This window comes from Stenotrophomonas sp. SMYL86 (assembly GCF_036320025.1).
In the GTDB taxonomy this organism is placed as follows: domain Bacteria; phylum Pseudomonadota; class Gammaproteobacteria; order Xanthomonadales; family Xanthomonadaceae; genus Stenotrophomonas; species Stenotrophomonas maltophilia_A.
Map to the genome: position 1 here is coordinate 237,214 of NZ_JAWIRU010000004.1, position 15,308 is coordinate 252,521.

At 67.9% G+C, this 15,308-nt stretch carries 12 protein-coding genes; 4 read left to right on the forward strand and 8 right to left on the reverse strand.

The features are described from left to right. Positions 1–14 precede the first annotated feature (14 nt). Entirely contained in the window at positions 15–2,342 is a 2,328-nt protein-coding gene (locus tag V3B64_RS07380) for a penicillin acylase family protein (protein ID WP_329913875.1), read from the forward strand. 88 nt (positions 2,343–2,430) lie between these two features. Here the strand turns inward: V3B64_RS07380 and V3B64_RS07385 are convergent, their stop codons facing one another. Further along, positions 2,431–3,816 (reverse strand): cation:proton antiporter, encoded by a 1,386-nt coding sequence (locus V3B64_RS07385; protein ID WP_329913876.1) that lies wholly within the window; start codon positions 3,814–3,816, stop codon positions 2,431–2,433. A gap of 100 nt (positions 3,817–3,916) precedes the next feature. Beyond that, positions 3,917–5,608, reverse strand: a complete 1,692-nt coding sequence (gene asnB, locus V3B64_RS07390) for an asparagine synthase B (RefSeq protein ID WP_049399515.1) — start codon at positions 5,606–5,608, stop codon at positions 3,917–3,919. 339 nt (positions 5,609–5,947) lie between these two features. On the opposite strand from asnB, the gene V3B64_RS07395 reads away from it, so the two are divergent. Further along, positions 5,948–6,826 carry a tetratricopeptide repeat protein gene (locus V3B64_RS07395; protein ID WP_329913884.1) on the forward strand — a complete coding sequence of 293 codons (879 nt, stop codon included), beginning with the start codon at positions 5,948–5,950 and terminating at the stop codon, positions 6,824–6,826. A gap of 66 nt (positions 6,827–6,892) precedes the next feature. Here V3B64_RS07395 and dapE read toward each other — a convergent pair whose 3' ends face one another. The 6 genes from dapE to map are packed head-to-tail and all read right to left on the reverse strand — an operon-like array spanning position 6,893 to position 13,852. Next, positions 6,893–8,029 carry a succinyl-diaminopimelate desuccinylase gene (gene dapE / locus V3B64_RS07400; RefSeq protein WP_329913877.1) on the reverse strand — a complete coding sequence of 379 codons (1,137 nt, stop codon included), beginning with the start codon at positions 8,027–8,029 and terminating at the stop codon, positions 6,893–6,895. Next, positions 8,026–8,397 (reverse strand): arsenate reductase, encoded by a 372-nt coding sequence (locus tag V3B64_RS07405; protein WP_180838119.1) that lies wholly within the window; start codon positions 8,395–8,397, stop codon positions 8,026–8,028. Before V3B64_RS07405 ends, dapE begins: the two co-directional genes overlap by 4 nt. A 31-nt stretch (positions 8,398–8,428) precedes the next feature. Next, a complete protein-coding gene (locus V3B64_RS07410) occupies positions 8,429–9,298 on the reverse strand; it encodes a hypothetical protein (protein WP_329913878.1) in 870 nt (289 codons plus the stop codon). 2 nt (positions 9,299–9,300) lie between these two features. Continuing rightward, positions 9,301–10,380: a 2,3,4,5-tetrahydropyridine-2,6-dicarboxylate N-succinyltransferase gene (gene dapD, locus V3B64_RS07415; RefSeq protein WP_329913879.1), complete on the reverse strand. Its 1,080-nt coding sequence runs from the start codon at positions 10,378–10,380 to the stop codon at positions 9,301–9,303. After that, positions 10,380–13,007: a [protein-PII] uridylyltransferase gene (locus V3B64_RS07420; RefSeq protein WP_032127932.1), complete on the reverse strand. Its 2,628-nt coding sequence runs from the start codon at positions 13,005–13,007 to the stop codon at positions 10,380–10,382. The genes dapD and V3B64_RS07420 overlap by 1 nt, the downstream gene beginning before the upstream one ends. 2 nt (positions 13,008–13,009) lie before the next feature. Further along, a complete protein-coding gene (gene map, locus V3B64_RS07425; protein WP_080355365.1) occupies positions 13,010–13,852 on the reverse strand; it encodes a type I methionyl aminopeptidase in 843 nt (280 codons plus the stop codon). 173 nt (positions 13,853–14,025) lie between these two features. Between map and V3B64_RS07430 the strand changes: the two genes are divergently transcribed. Together V3B64_RS07430 and V3B64_RS07435 are read left to right on the forward strand one after the other, a co-directional pair. Then, positions 14,026–14,556: a spore coat U domain-containing protein gene (locus tag V3B64_RS07430; protein ID WP_032127934.1), complete on the forward strand. Its 531-nt coding sequence runs from the start codon at positions 14,026–14,028 to the stop codon at positions 14,554–14,556. Further along, on the forward strand, positions 14,556–15,305 hold the full coding sequence (locus V3B64_RS07435; protein ID WP_329913880.1) for a molecular chaperone: 750 nt from the start codon (positions 14,556–14,558) through the stop codon (positions 15,303–15,305). Before V3B64_RS07430 ends, V3B64_RS07435 begins: the two co-directional genes overlap by 1 nt. Positions 15,306–15,308: the final 3 nt, after the last annotated feature.

The window sequence follows — 15,308 nt, forward strand, 5'->3', positions numbered from 1 at the left end:
GGAAAGGACGTGCGATGCGACGTACATGGCGTTGGGTGCTGGGTGTGTTGGTCGCCGTCGTGCTGGTCACCGCACTGGCCCTGTGGCTCCTGCTGCGCGGCAGCCTGGCCGACCTGGACGGCGAGCATGCGCTGCCGGGCCTGGCCAAGCCGGTCACCATCGAGCGCGATGCGCTGGGCGTGGTCACCATCACTGCCGGCAGCCAGGCCGACGCGATGCGCGCACTCGGCCATGTGCATGCGCAGGAACGCTATTTCGAGATGGACCTGATGCGCCGCAGTGCCGCCGGCGAGCTGTCGGCATTGTTCGGGCCGAAGGCCATTGAAGCTGACAAGCGCATGCGCGTGCACCGCCTGCGCGCCCGCACCGAGGCGCATCTGGATACCGCGCTGGGCGACAACGGCGCGGTCGTGCGCGCCTATGTGGATGGCGTCAACGAAGGCCTTACCGATCTCTCCGTGCGGCCGTGGGCCTACCTGCTGCTGCGGCAGTCACCGCAACCGTGGCAGGCCAGCGACAGCGTGCTGGCCGGGCTGGCCATGTACGCCGACCTGCAGGACCCGAACAACCAGACCGAGCTTGCCCTCAGCCGCATCCGTGCGGTGGTGCCGCCGGCGCTGTACGCGCTGATTGCCCACGACGGCACCGAATGGGATGCACCGCTGTTTGGCGAAGCCACCGGCAATGCGATTCTGCCCGATGCCAGCCAGCTCGATCTGCGCACATTGAAGGGAAAGCCGGGCACCGAGCAGGAGGAGGCGGACGTCATCGGCAGCAACAACTTCGCGGTGGCCGGCGCACTCACCGCCGACGGCCGCGCGATCATTGCCGACGACATGCACCTGGGCCTGCGTGCGCCGGGGCTGTGGTTCCGGGTGCGCCTGCGCTATCCGGACCCGCAGGCCGCCGGCGGCCTGGTCGACGTCACTGGCTTCTCGCTCCCTGGCCTGCCGGCGGTGATCGTCGGCAGCAACGGCCACGTCGCCTGGGGCTTCACCAACAGCTACATCGACACGGCGGACTACCGCACGGAAGCGGCCAACGCCACGGTGACCGTGCACGAAGAACGCATTGCGGTGGCCGGCCAGGCCGACGTGCTGTTCCCGGTACGCGAAACCGCCTGGGGGCCGATTCTGCACACCCATGCCGATGGCAGTGGCGATGCCCTGCGCTGGGTCGCACACCTGCCCGGCGCCGTACGCCTGGATTTCGCTGATCTGGCCCGCGCCGGTGACCTGGACGGTGCACTGCACTTCGCCGACCGTGCCGGCATTCCCGCGCAGAACCTGGTGGTCGGCGACCGCAGCGGACGCATCGCCTGGCGCCTGATCGGCGCCCGCCCCGACCGAGGCCCCGGCTGTGCACCGGCCGCCTTCACGGCCGCCAGCAACCAGGACTGCGCACCGTGGCCGATCCGCAGCGATGCCTCGCCTGCATTGATCGATCCCCCCAACCATCGCCTGTGGACCGCCAACGGACGCGTCCTCGACGGCGAGGCGCTGGCCAGCGTCGGCAACGGTGGCTATGACCTCGGCGCGCGTGCGCAGCAGATCCGCGACCTGCTCGCCATCCAGGACCGCTTCGACGAACACGACCTGCTGGCGATCCAGCTCGACGACCGCGCCGTGTTCCTGCAGCGCTGGTGGGCGTTGCTGCATGACGTCATCGAACGCAGTGACGACCCTGCACTGAAGCGCTTGAAGGCGGTCAGCCATCAATGGGGCGGCCGGGCCTCGGCCGGCTCGGTCAGCTACCGGGTGGTGCGCGCGTTCCGCACGCAGGTGATGGATACCCTGTCCGATGCACTGCTGGCGCCGGCCAACGCGCAGCTGGGCGATGACTATCTGGACCCGCGCCTGGCACAACTGGAAGGCGTTGCCTGGCCGATGCTGCAGCAACGCCCCGCCAACCTGTTGCCACCGGCCTACGACAGCTGGGACGCGCTGCTGCTTGATGCCGCACGCCGCACCGAGAGCGAGCTGGCCAAGCAGGGCCCACTGGCCCAGCGCACCTGGGGAGAGCGCAACACCGCGGCGCTCTGCCATCCCATCGCGCGTGCTTTGCCGGACATCGCCAAGCGCTGGCTGTGCATGCCCGCCGACCCGCTGCCCGGCGACCGTGACATGCCGCGCGTGCAGACGCCGAACTTCGGCGCCTCCGAACGCATGGTGGTTTCGCCCGGACATGAGGCCGACGGCATCGTGCACATGCCCGGCGGCCAGAGCGGGCACCCGCTTTCGCCGTACTGGGGCGCCGGCCACGAAGACTGGGTGCATGGGCGGCCGACACCGTTCCTGCCCGGCAAAGCGCAGCACACGATGACGCTGGTACCGGCGCGGTAGCGGTAGTGCCGGCCGCTGGCCGGCATCCATGCAGGTGTGTCCAGCATCATGAGGATGCTGGCCAGCGGCCGGCACGACCGTCCGGCCCTCAGCCCCGGCGTCGCTCGATCAGGTTCAGCAGGGGCCCGGTCATCGCCGTGGTCACCAGCGCCATGATCACCAGCACCGCGAACAGCCGATCGCCGAGCAGGCCCAGCTCGTAGCCCAGGTTGAGCACGATCAGCTCCATCAGACCACGGGTGTTCATCAGCGCCCCCAACCGCCACGCTTCGCGCGTGGGCATGCCCGCGCTGCGAGCGGCACTGAATGTGCCCAGCAGCTTGCCGGCCGTGGCCACCGCGATCACCACCACGCACAACACGATATCGCTGGCCTGCAGCGCATCGGCGCGCATGCGCAGGCCGGTCATGGCGAAGAACAGTGGCAGCAGCAGGGTCACCGCGAACGGTTCGACGCGGGCCATCAACAGGTCGCGCAGCTGCGCGTTGGACGATACCGCGACGCCCGCAGCGAATGCACCGAACAACGCGTGGATGCCCAGCATCTCGGTGATCAGCGCACTGGCCAGTGACAGCAGCAGGATACCCAGCAACCAACGTCCCTCACGGCCCGGCGCGATCTGCTGGCGGGCAAACCACGGCTTCACCAGCCCCAGCATCAGCGCCACGAACACGACCACGCACAGCAGGTTGAGGCTGGCCGGCAACCAGCCGCTGGCCTGGGCGGCGGCGACGATCAAGGCCAGCAGGCACCAGGCGGTGGCATCGCCCAATGCCGCGCAGGCGATCGCGGTCTGGCCCAATGGCGTCTGTGTGATCCCACGATCGGCAAGGATGCGCAGCAACACGGGGAACGCGGTGATGCTCATGGAGATGCCGACGAACAACGCGAATGCAGTAAAGCCCACACCCCGTGGGCCGTGCTGCGGGTACAGCCAGATCGCCAGCGCCACGCCGAGCACGAACGGCACCGCGATGCCGGCATGACTGACCGTGAAGGCGAAGCGCCGGCGACCACGCAGCGCCGCCAGGTCCAGCTCGGCACCGGCTACCAGCAGGAACATCAGCACGCCCAGCTGGCTGAGCATGCCCAGCGGACCCAGCGAGCTGGCCGGGAACAAGGCACCATGCAGCTGCGGCAACAAGCTGCCGAGCACCAGCGGCCCCATCATCAGGCCAGCGGCCATCTCGCCGATCACCGCCGGTTGTCCAAAGCGCTTGAGCAGCGCGCCCGCGCCCTTGGCCACCAGCAGCAGCACCAGCAGCTGCAGCAGGAACAAGCCCAGCGGTGAGGCAAGGTGCTGCGCCCAGCTGCCTTCGGCGGCGGTGGCGCGGGCAACCGCCTCGGGCGCCGCCGGCCCGGCATACCGCGCCAGCAGTACGCCAGCCAGCAACGGCACCCCGGCCCAGGCCAGATAACGCCATCCCCATTTCGTGGGCGGCACGTCGCCACCTGCCTGTACGTCCATGAACATTCCCCAATGCGCAGGGGGCGATCATACAAAAAGGGGACGGAGGGGATTAAGTCGTTAGTGGCACAAACGACTTAATCCCCTCCGTCCCCTTTTTGAGGGCTTAGGCCAGTGCCTGTTCGTGCACCCCGGCGATCGCGCGGCCCGACGGATCTGCCGCCGCGGCAAAGCTGGCGTCCCAGGCAATGGCGGCCGGCGACGAACAGGCGATCGACTTGCCGCCTGGGACGGTTTCGGCGGCCGCACGGCTGGGGAAGAACTGCTCGAACAGGTGGCGGTAGTAGTACGCCTCCTTGGTCTGTGGCGGGTTGTGCGGGAAGCGCTTGTCGGCCGCCGCCAGTACACGGTCGCTCACCTGTGCTTCGGCATGCGCCTTCAGCCCGTCGATCCAGCCGTAGCCAACGCCATCGCTGAACTGTTCCTTCTGCCGCCACAGGATGCTGTCCGGCAGGTAGCCGTCGAACGCCTCGCGCAGCACCGCCTTTTCGATGCGACGCCCGCCAAAGCCGGCGCCGACCATCTTGTGCGCAGCATCGAAGCGCATCGCCACATCAAGGAACTCACGATCGAGGAACGGCACGCGCGGCTCCACGCCCCAGGCCATCATCGACTTGTTGGCGCGCAGGCAGTCGTAGTTGTGCAGCGCGTCCAGCTTGCGCACCAGCTCGTCGTGGAATTCACGTGCATCCGGCGCCTTGTGGAAGTACAGGTAGCCACCAAAAATCTCATCGCTTCCCTCGCCGGACAGCACCATTTTCACGCCCATCGCCTTGATCCGCCGTGCCAGCAGGAACATCGGCGTCGAGGCGCGGATGGTGGTGACGTCGTAGGTTTCGATGTGGCGGATCACTTCCGGCAGTGCGTCGAGGCCTTCCTCGAAGGTGTATTCGAAGCCGTGATGCACGGTGCCGAGTGCCTCGGCAGCGATCGCCGCGGCCGCCAGATCGGGCGAGCCCTTCAAGCCGATCGCGAACGAATGCAGGCGCGGCCACCAGGCTTCGGTCTGCCCGCCATCCTCGATGCGGCGACGCGCATAGCGCGCGGCAACGGCCGCCACCAGCGACGAGTCCAGGCCACCGGACAGCAGCACCCCATACGGCACGTCGCTCATCAGCTGGCGCTCCACCGCATGCTCGAAGGCCTGGCGCAGTTCGGCCAGGTCGGCCTGGCGGCCCTGCACGTCGGCGTAGTCGCGCCACGGCTGCTGGTAATAGCGCACCAGCTCACCGCTGGCACTGTCGAAGTAGTGACCCGGCGGGAACTGTGCGACGTCGGCACAGGTATCGACCAGCGCCTTCATTTCCGAGGCCACCCGCAGGCGCCCCTGGGCATCGTGGCCCCAGTACAGCGGCACCACGCCCACCGGGTCACGCGCCACCAGCACGCGCCCGCTGTCGCGGTCCCACAGCGCGAAGGCGAAGATGCCGTTGAGCTGTTCCAGCCACTGCGCCGGCGAACTGCCCTGGCGATACAGCGCGTTGATCACCTCGCAGTCCGAGCCGGTCTGGAAGTCGTAGGCGGTGGTCAGCGCCGCCTTCAAAGCCTGGTGGTTGTAGATCTCGCCGTTCACCGCGAGCGCCAGCTGGCCATCGGCCGACAGCAGCGGCTGCGAACCACCGGCCGGGTCGACGATGGCCAGCCGCTCATGGACCAGCAGCGCACCTTCGTCGAGGTACACGCCGCTCCAGTCCGGGCCACGGTGGCGCTGGCGCTGCGACAGTTCCAGCGCATGGCGGCGCAGGGCGGGAAGATCGTCACCGGCCTGCAGGCCGAAGATTCCGAAGATCGAACACATGGGAGAGCTCCTGTTGGGGGATTTCACGGGTGGGAGGGTGTTCGACCGGCCATCCAGGCCCGGGTGGGGCTGCGCCCGGGCACAAAAAAACCCGCATCGGCTGATGCGGGTTTTCTGGTGTCCGGGCGTGTGTTGCTGTCTATCTACCCAGGGCGCAGTCCCGCATCGGCCGCGCACGATTATTCGCGCGCAGATTATTGCGGTTGTTGTTATTGACGGCGGTGGCCAGGCGGATCGACATGGCATCGACCCTACCCCGGTTTCCGGCACGGCGCAACCGTTGCGTTGGCAACCACTCCCCGGCGCGCATAATGGCCCGCCGTGAAACGTGTAATGGAAATGCAACACCGCACTGGACGCAACGCGGCGCTGGCCACCCTGCTCTGCCTGGGCCTGGCCGCCTGCCAGACCCTGCCTCCGCCCTCCACGCTGCCGCTGGCGCAGCAGCAGGCACTGGAGCAACGCGGCACCGACGGCAGCTTCGACGGAGCCTGGGACACTGCGCAGACCTTCGAACGTTTCAACGATCCGCGCGCCGTCGCCTACTACGAGCGTGCTGCCGCGGTCACGCCCTGGACCTTCCACAACACCAAAGCGGAAGAAGCACTGGGCCGGATCTGGATCTCCGGCAGGCTGCAGCATGCCGACAGCCCCCACATCAACCCTGCACCTGTCCTGCGCGCGTCCTGGCGACGTGGCGAACGCGCCTATCTGGCGGCTGCCAACCACGGCAATCCCTATGCGTTCTACGGGCTCGCCAAGGCCTACCGCCAGCGAGGCGACGCGCAGCAGGCGCTGCGCTGGGACCTGCGCGGAATGATCTACGAGCGCTACCCGAGTTCGTCGTCGCGACTGCCGGATGCGGTGGCCGCACAGGGTGACACCGTGCATCCGCTGGTGGCGCAGATCCAGCGTCGTGCCGAGCGCGGCGACGCCGAAGCGCAGGTCGACCTGGGCGCGCTGCTGGAGAAAGGCATGGGACTGCCGCGCGATCCGGCGCGTGCGCTGCAGCTGTACCAGCGCGCCGGTGAGAAGGGCAATGTGTTCGGCCAGTACTTCGCCGGTCTGCTGCTGGGCCGCAGTGCGCCGGGTGTGGAGAAAGACACCGACGCGGCGGCGCGCTGGTTCGCCAGAGCCGAGGCGCAACACTTCTACATGGCCGCGCCAAGTTACTGGAAGAAAGCGGTCGAGCCGCCGTTCTTTATTTTTTCCGAGTAGAGAAGCGGCCCCGGCGGGAGGCGTGCCGACCAACGGTCGGCACCCACCCTCGCGGGATTCATTCCGTCATGGGGTTCCCACCAGCAGCCGTTCCACCAGGCGCTGGTACAGCCCCGGCAACGCTTCCAGATCGTCCACGCGTACGTTCTCATCCACCTGGTGGATACTGGCGTTGACCGGCCCCACTTCGATGCACTGCGCACCCAGTGGCGCGATGAAGCGTGCATCTGACGTGCCGCCGCCGGTGCTTTCTTCCGGCGCACGGCCGATGTGCTCGGCCAGCACCGCACGCGCGGTGGCGCGCAGCGTGCCTTCCGGGGTGTAGAACGGCTCGCCGCTGCGGTGCCACTTCAGCGTGTACTGCAGGCCATGGCGGTCCAGCAATGCGGTGATCTCCGCCTCCAGCTTCGGTGCATCCCAGTGCGGGTTGTAGCGGATGTTGAAATCCACCTCCAGCTCGCCGGGAATCACGTTGTTGGCACCGGTGCCGGCATGGATGTTGGAGACCTGCAGGCTGGTCGGCGGGAAACTCTCGTAGCCGTCGTCCCAGCGCCGTGCACTCAGCTCGGCCAGGGCCGACGCCGCCTGGTGGATCGGGTTGCGTGCCTTCTCCGGATACGCCACATGGCCCTGCACGCCCTGCACGCGCAGCCTGGCCGACAGGCTGCCACGACGACCCACGCGCAGCAGGTCACCCAGCGTCGCGGTCGACGACGGCTCGCCGGTGATGCACCAGTCGATGCGCTGGCCGCGCTCGGCGAACAGCCGTGCGACGTGGCGCACGCCATCGATGGCATCGCCTTCCTCGTCGCTGGTCAACAGCACCGCCAGCGTGCCGGGGTGATCAGGATGTGCGGCCACGAACTGCTCGGCCGCCACCACGAACGCCGCCACGCTGCCCTTCATGTCGGCAGTGCCACGGCCGTACAGCACGCCGTCACGGATCTGCGGCGTGAACGGGTCGCTGGCCCAGGCCTCGCGCGGGCCCGTCGGCACCACGTCGGTGTGGCCCAGCAGCACCAGCACCGGCGCGCCTTGGCCATGGGTCGCCCACAGGTTGTCGACCTCGCCCAGCCGCAGGTGATCGCACTGGAACCCGGCCTGCTTCAGGCGTGCCGCCAGCAGTGTCTGGCAGCCAGCATCATCCGGCGTCACCGAGGGTCGTGCGATCAGTTCGCAGGTCAGGTCGAGGACCGCACTCATGCGTCACCCACGCCGAAGCGGGCCTTGAAACCGTTGTCGCTGAAGCCCTGGCTGACCGTGCCATCGGCCGTGACCACCAGCGGACGCTTGATCAGCTGCGGGTATTCACGCAGCAGCAGCTTCCATTCGGCCTCGGAGTCGGCGGCCTTGCGGTTGTCCGGCAACTGCCGCCAGGTGGTGGACGACTTGTTCACCATCGCGGCCAGGCCCCCCAGCTGCCCAGCCCACGCCAGCAGTGTTTCCGGGCTCGGCTTGTTCTCGCGGTAATCGACGAAGGTGTAAGGCACGCCGAAGCGGTCCAGCCACTTGGTCGCCTTCTTGCAGGTATCGCAGTTCTTCAAACCGTAGACAGTGGTGCTCATGGCCATCTGTGATGCTGGAAAACAGAGGGCCAGAATCTCACAACAGGCGCTCGGACACGACCCGGAACGGCACCCGTGGCAGCCGGAAGGCCAGCCCCTCGTGCAGCGCCACGCCCATTGCCTGCAGACGCGGGCACTGCGGTTCGCCTTCCAGCTGCAGCGGTTGCAGCTGCGCGATCTCCACCGGCAGCGCGATGCGGGTGCTGGCCCAGCGGCCGTCGCAGGTACGGGCGATGGCCTCGTCCTGGCAGGTGAGGAAACGCAGCAGGGCCTGGTGGCCGCCGAAGGCCGCCGACCACGCCGCCACATCCTCCCAGCCTGCAGCGGCCTGCCACTGCAGGTGCAACCTCGGCGCACTGCCCTGCCCACCTTCGATCAGGGTGTGCCCATCGCCATCGGTGCGCACCACATGCTCGAAGCGGGTGGACATATGCGGCTGCATGGCATCGCTGAAAACGCGCGCGCCGGCGACGAAGGCCAGCTGGTCCTTCACGTTGCGATCAAACAGCACCACCGGCGTCCCGTCCGGATCGTCGTCACGACGCAGGTACCAGCGCCAGTTGCTCTGCCGTGGCGACGGCATCAGGGAACGCAGCGGCCCAGCCAGCGCGGGCCCGAAGTGGCCGTGACGGTAGCTGAGGATGGTGTAAGGCGTACGTCCGGCATGGACCACGTAGTGATGGTCTGGTGGTGGCATCGGCGCGTGCCGCACATCCACCCACCAGCTCACGTAGACCACATCGCGCACGTCACTGACCAGCGCCGGCATCGGCCAGCGCCGCGACAGTGCACGGCGCAGCCGGGTCCAGCGCGGGGCGTGCAGCAGGCGCGGCAGCATCCGCCCGACCAGGGTGTCGGACGGATGCCGGTAGATCGCGGACTGCGCCAGATCCTCCGGCGCAGTCACCTTCAGTCGGCCAGGCCGCGCAGCAGGTCGTTGACGCTGGTCTTGCTGCGGGTCTTGGCATCAACCTGCTTGACGATCACCGCGCAGTACAGCGAGTGGGTACCGTCCTTGCTCGGCAGCGAGCCGGACACCACCACGCTGTACGGCGGGATGTAACCGTAGGTGATTTCGCCGGTGGCACGGTTGTAGATGCGGGTGCTCTGGCTGAGGAACACGCCCATGCCGATCACGCTATGGTGGCCGACCACCACGCCTTCCACCACTTCCGAGCGCGCACCGATGAAGCAGTGGTCCTCGATGATGGTCGGGCTGGCCTGCAGCGGTTCCAGCACGCCACCGATGCCGGCGCCGCCGGACAGGTGGCAGTGCTGGCCGATCTGCGCACAGGAACCGACGGTGGCCCAGGTATCGACCATGGTGCCTTCGCCGACGTAGGCGCCGATGTTGGTGAAGCTCGGCATCAGCACCACGTCCTTGCCGAAGTAGGTGCCGCGGCGGGCGATCGCGCCCGGCACCACGCGCACGCCACCACGGCGGAACTTCGCCTCGTCATAGCCGGCGAAGCGCGATTCGACCTTGTCCCAGAACGGCGCCGGACGGGCGTCGACCACGGCCATGTCATTGACACGGAAGTACAACAGCACGGCCTTCTTCAGCCACTCGTTGACCTTCCAGCCACCCTGGCCGTCCGGCTCGGCAACACGGAACTCTCCGCTCTCCAGGCCGTCAATCACGCGGTTGACCAGCGGCTTGGTCGAGCCTTCCAGCTCGTGCAGGGTCAAGGTAGCGCGGCGCTCGAAGGCACTCTCGATGCCGAACTTCAGCTCTTCCACGCCCGGGGCCGACGGCTTGCGCAGCGACTTGCGGGCAATGGTTTCGGCGCGGACCGCTTCGGCACTCTTGGTCGGCGCCGGCTTCTTCACAGCACGCTTCACCGCAGCCGCTTTCTTCGCCGGGGCCGTCACCGCAGCGGCCTTCTTCGGCGCTGGGGTCTTCTTCGCGGCCGGTGCGGCAGCAGCAGGTTTCCGGGCCGCTGCGCTCTTGGGGGTCGCAGCGGTCTTCTTGGCGGGCTTGGTGGCCATCAGGCGGGGTCTCCGGCGTTTCGATCAGGGTCCAGGCAGGCCAGCATCGCGTCATGCAGCTGCTGCCGGGCAGGTTCAGTCAGGGGGAGGTCGTGTTCGTCACTGATCACGAAGGTGTCTTCGGCGCGTTCGCCGAACGTGGCAATGCGCGCATCATGCACGCGCAGGCCCTGATTGCGCAGCACGAACGCCACATCGGCCAGCAGGCCGGGGCGGTCGGGGGCGACCAGGGCGAAACGGGTTGCGCCCGGCTCATCGCGGAATTCGATGCGCGGGGCGAAGCGGAAGTGCCGCAGCTGCCGTGGCACCACCCGGCGTGACGGCCGCAGGCGCGACAGGTCACCACTGAGTGCGTCGCGCAGCGCCGCTTCCAGGTTGGCACTGCTGCCATCGGCGAAGGTATCGGCCGGGTTCACTTCGAAGGTATCGAAGATGGTATCGGCCGGACCGTCCAGCACGCGTGCGCGGTGGATGCCGTAGCCCTTGCGGTCCAGCGTCATCACGATCGCGGCGAACAGGCCGTCGCGGTCCGGCGAATGCACGAATACTTCCAGCGCGGGGTCGTCGACACTGATCCGGCGTACCTTCACCAGCGCCTGGCCCTGCTTCACCGGCACCAGCGCGGCAGCCTGCCAGGCCAGCTGCTCCGGGCGCAGGCGGATGAAGCCTTCGTCGGGCATCACCGCGAACTGGCGATCGATGGTGGCATCGTCGTAACCCCGCTCGCGCACCAGCGCGCGTACGCTGTCACGCGCTTCGGCCACGCGCTCGGCCGCCGGCACCGGGTGTTCCAGCCCCTCGCGCAGCGCGCGCCGGGTGGCGAAGTACAGGTCGGCCAGCAGGCGGTCCTTCCATGCATTCCACAGCTTGGGGCTGGTGCCGGCGATGTCGGCGCAGGTCAGCAGGTACAGGTAGTCCAGGCGGTCGCGGCTGCCGACCAGGGTGGCAAAGCGATGGATCACCTCCGGGTCGGCGATGTCCTGCTTCTGCGCGGTCACCGACATGCGCAGGTGCTGTTCGACCAGCCACGCCACCAGTTCGGTATCGGACGTGCTCAGCGCGTGCGCCTGGCAGAACGCGCGCGCGTCCACCGCGCCCAACTCCGAATGGTCGCCGCCACGGCCCTTGGCGATGTCATGGAACAGGCCGGCCAGCAGCAGCAGCTCGGGCTTGCGCAGGCGCGGCCACACTTCGTGCGCGATCGAGAAGCGCTCGTCGGCACGGCTGCTGGCAAACAGGCCGATGTTGCGCAGGACCATCAGCGTGTGCTGGTCGACGGTGTAGACATGGAACAGGTCGAACTGCATGCGCCCGCTGACCTGGGCGAACGCGGGAATCCACTGGCCAAGCACGCCCAGCCGCGCCATGCGCGAGAGCGTATCGACCGGGCGCTGGCCGCGCAGCAGCGCCAGGAACTGCTCGCGTGCATCGGCATCAGCCTGGTCGTAGGCCGGCAGCAGTGGCAGCGCTTCGGCCAGCGCACGCGCGGTCAGCGAATGCAGGCCGCGCACCTGCGGATTGTTGGCCCAGCTGGCGAACAGCGCGAACACCTGGCCGATGTCGCCGCGCGGCCAGTCGGCTTCGTTGGCCGCCAGGTAACCACGGCGCAGGGAAAAACCCACGGTCAACGGCTCCGGCTGCGCCTCGCCGTCGAACTGCTCCTCGAAGCGCTGCAACAGGCGGTCGCTGATCCGGCGCACCACCAGTGCAGCACGGTAGAACCCCTGCATCATCTTCTCGACACCGAGATTCTCGGCATCGTCTTCAAAGCCCAGGCGTGCCGCCAGGGTCTTCTGGTAATCAAAACGCAGGCGCTCTTCCGGGCGACGCGCGACCAGATGCAGGCCAAAGCGCAGCCGCGCCAGCACCGCACGTTCGCGCTTCAGTGCTGCGGCTTCGTCTGCGCCCAGATGGCCGAGCCCGACCAGCGCCTCCAGGTCACGCACGCCGAAGGCACGCAGTGCCATCCAGCCCAGCGTGTTGAGATCGCGCAGCCCACCGGGGCCATCCTTCAGATCCGGCTCCAGGTTGTCGGCAGTGTCGCCGAAGCGCTGGTGTCGGTTGCGCAGCTCTTCCAGCTTGGCCAGGAAGAAGGTGCGCGCCGGCCACAGTTCACGATCGTCGACGGCCTCGCGCAGCGCGCGGCGCGCCACATCATCGGCCAGGATCGGGCGCGCCTCGATCAGCGCGGTCAGCACGGTCTGGTCCGCTGCCGCCTCGCGGCACTGCGATGAAGAACGCACCGCATGGCTGACGGCCAATCCGCAGTCCCACAGCAGCGCGAACAGGCGCGCCAGCGCCGCCTCATGGGCCAGCTGTGCCGGCGGATCGCCGAACACCAGCAGGTCGATGTCCGAACGCGGGAACAGTTCACCGCGTCCGTACCCACCCACCGCGAACAGTGAAAGGCCACTGTCGGCCGGCAGGCAGCGCTGCCAGGCCAGGCGGATCAGATGGTCGGCAGCGCGCGCCCGCAGCGCCAGCAGGCGCTCGATGTTGTCGCCCTGGTCGAAGCGGCGGTACAGGCGCGCGTCGGCCTGCTGCAGCGCCTGGCGCGCGGCAGCAGCCCAGTCCGGGTCGTTGAGCGACGCGGCCGGCGTGTCCAGCAGCGAACTCGCCGGCAGCATCGTCAGGAGACCTGCGACTCGCCCGGCGACAGGGTCAGCACGTCCACGCCGGTCTCGGTGACCGCGATCATGTGCTCCCACTGTGCCGACAGCTTGCGGTCCTTGGTCACCACGGTCCAGCCATCCGGCAGCACCTTGTTGTAGCGGGTGCCCTCGTTGATCATCGGCTCGATGGTGAAGGTCATGCCAGGCTGCAGCACCAGGCCCTGGCCCGGACGGCCGTAATGCACCACCTGCGGCTCATCGTGGTAGACCTTGCCGATGCCGTGGCCGCAGTACTCGCGCACCACGCTGAAACGCTCGCCTTCGGCATAGCTCTGGATGGCATGGCCGATGTCGCCCAGGGTCGCGCCCGGACGCACCGCGCGGATGCCGCGCCACATGGCTTCGTAGGTGGTTTCCACCAGGCGGCGGGCCATCACCGACGGGGTGCCGACGAAGTACATGCGGCTGGTGTCGCCGTGCCAGCCATCCTTGATGACGGTGACGTCGATGTTGATGATGTCGCCATCCTTGAGCACCTTCCCTTCGCTGGGGATGCCATGGCAGATGACGTTGTTGACCGAGGTGCACACGGTCTTCGGGAAGCCGCGGTAGCCGACGTTGGCCGGAACGGCGCCCTGCACGTTCACGATGTGGTCGTGGCAGATGCGGTCCAGTTCCTCGGTGGTGACACCGGGCTTGACGTGGGGGGTGACGATGTCGAGCACTTCGCTGGCCATGCGGCCGGCGATTCGCATCATCTCGATTTCCTGCGGGGTTTTCAGATTCACGCTCATGGCCCCCATTATCGCCGATCCGGCCACAATCTGAACGAACGCCACCCAACTGGCGATCCGGGCCATGCACGGTTCCGGCAAGGAAAGTGAAAGCGTGATCGCCGCCCCCCTTTCGCCTCCCTGTTTATCACGGAATACAGACACTTACGCCTCCTAAGCTGGGGTCACCGTCGCCGAAGCGGTGCCGAACGTGCCGCCTTCGCCTTGTTCAACGGACCTTCGGGTCAGGGAGGTTGTCCATGCGATCCGCGCTTCGTTCCCCGCTTGCCTGGGCCCTGGCCGGGGTCCTGCTGTCCGGCCCGGCCCTGGCCGCAGACACCACCACCTTCAATGTCACCCTGGTGGTGACCAAGGCCTGCACGATCACGGCTGCTGCCGCCACCAACGTTGACTTCGGCACGGCGGCCTCGACCACCGCGACCCCCACCCTGGGTCAGGGCACGGTGACCGCCCAGTGCTCGGCACTGACCCCGTACACGATTTCACTGAATGCGGGTGCCAATGCCAGCACCGCCAATGACGTCACTACTCGCCGGATGAAGAACACCAACGCCGCGGTGACCGCCAACAACTACGTCGGCTACCAGCTCTACCAGGACGCCGCGCACACCCTGGTCTGGGGTGCCACCTCCGGCACCAACACCCAGGCTGGCATCGGCACCGGCCTGGCCGTGCCCTACATCGTCTACGGCCAGATCCTGAACCTGAGCACCAACAACCCGGCGACCGGCAACTACCTGGATACGGTTACCGCCACGATCACCTATTGATGGAGCACGCCCGCATGGCCGGACCCCGCCCGTGGCGCGCCACCGGCGTGGCGCTGCTCGTCCTGAGCCTGGTATTCGCCGCCCCGGTTGAAGCCACCAGCCTGCAGGTCGCCCCGACCAGCCTGCAGCTGGAAGCGCGCCAGCGTGCCGGCGAGCTTTGGCTGACCAACAGTGGCACCTCGCCGGTGAAGCTGCAGGTTCGGGTGTTCCGCTGGGTGCAGCAGGACGGCCAGGAGCAACTGTTGCCCACCGATGAACTGGTGGTCACCCCGCCGATGCAGGAACTGGCTGCCGGGCAGCAGCAGCTGGTCCGGGTGATGCGTCCGGACAGGACGCCACCGCCGGCACAGCAGTACTACAGGCTGATTGTCGACGAGGTGCCCGACCTGGCCACCCGCGCCGACGGCATGCAGTTCGTGCTGCGCTATTCGATACCGGTGTTCGTGCAGCCCACCGCCGGCAAGCTTGCGCCGCAGCTGCAGGCCCGCCTGGTGCAGTTGCCCGATGGCCGCAACGGCGTCGAGGTGGCCAACGCAGGCAACAGCTATGCGCAGATCGCCGATCTTGCGCTGGGCAGCCCCACGCGCCCACGCATCGTGCATCCCGGACTGCTGGGTTACGTGCTGCCCGGGCAGGTGATGCGCTGGCCGATCGAGCGCACGGCGATCGACCGCGACAACGACCAGATCACGGCCAAGCTCAATGGCGAGTCGGAACAGACGCCGCTGTCGCCCCCATCGGCTCGCTGAGGC

What these genes read in the sequence shown, in the direction of transcription:
- V3B64_RS07435 (WP_329913880.1), top strand. Translation starts at nt 14,556, where the DNA reads ATGGAGCACGCCCGCATGGCCGGACCCCGCCCGTGGCGCGCCACCGGC.
- V3B64_RS07405 (WP_180838119.1), bottom strand. Translation starts at nt 8,397, where the DNA reads ATGGCCATGAGCACCACTGTCTACGGTTTGAAGAACTGCGATACCTGC.
- dapD (WP_329913879.1), bottom strand. Translation starts at nt 10,380, where the DNA reads ATGGCCACCAAGCCCGCCAAGAAGACCGCTGCGACCCCCAAGAGCGCA.
- V3B64_RS07420 (WP_032127932.1), bottom strand. Translation starts at nt 13,007, where the DNA reads ATGCTGCCGGCGAGTTCGCTGCTGGACACGCCGGCCGCGTCGCTCAAC.
- V3B64_RS07380 (WP_329913875.1), top strand. Translation starts at nt 15, where the DNA reads ATGCGACGTACATGGCGTTGGGTGCTGGGTGTGTTGGTCGCCGTCGTG.
- V3B64_RS07395 (WP_329913884.1), top strand. Translation starts at nt 5,948, where the DNA reads ATGCAACACCGCACTGGACGCAACGCGGCGCTGGCCACCCTGCTCTGC.
- asnB (WP_049399515.1), bottom strand. Translation starts at nt 5,608, where the DNA reads ATGTGTTCGATCTTCGGAATCTTCGGCCTGCAGGCCGGTGACGATCTT.
- dapE (WP_329913877.1), bottom strand. Translation starts at nt 8,029, where the DNA reads ATGAGTGCGGTCCTCGACCTGACCTGCGAACTGATCGCACGACCCTCG.
- map (WP_080355365.1), bottom strand. Translation starts at nt 13,852, where the DNA reads ATGGCCCGGATCGCCAGTTGGGTGGCGTTCGTTCAGATTGTGGCCGGA.
- V3B64_RS07430 (WP_032127934.1), top strand. Translation starts at nt 14,026, where the DNA reads ATGCGATCCGCGCTTCGTTCCCCGCTTGCCTGGGCCCTGGCCGGGGTC.
- V3B64_RS07385 (WP_329913876.1), bottom strand. Translation starts at nt 3,816, where the DNA reads ATGTTCATGGACGTACAGGCAGGTGGCGACGTGCCGCCCACGAAATGG.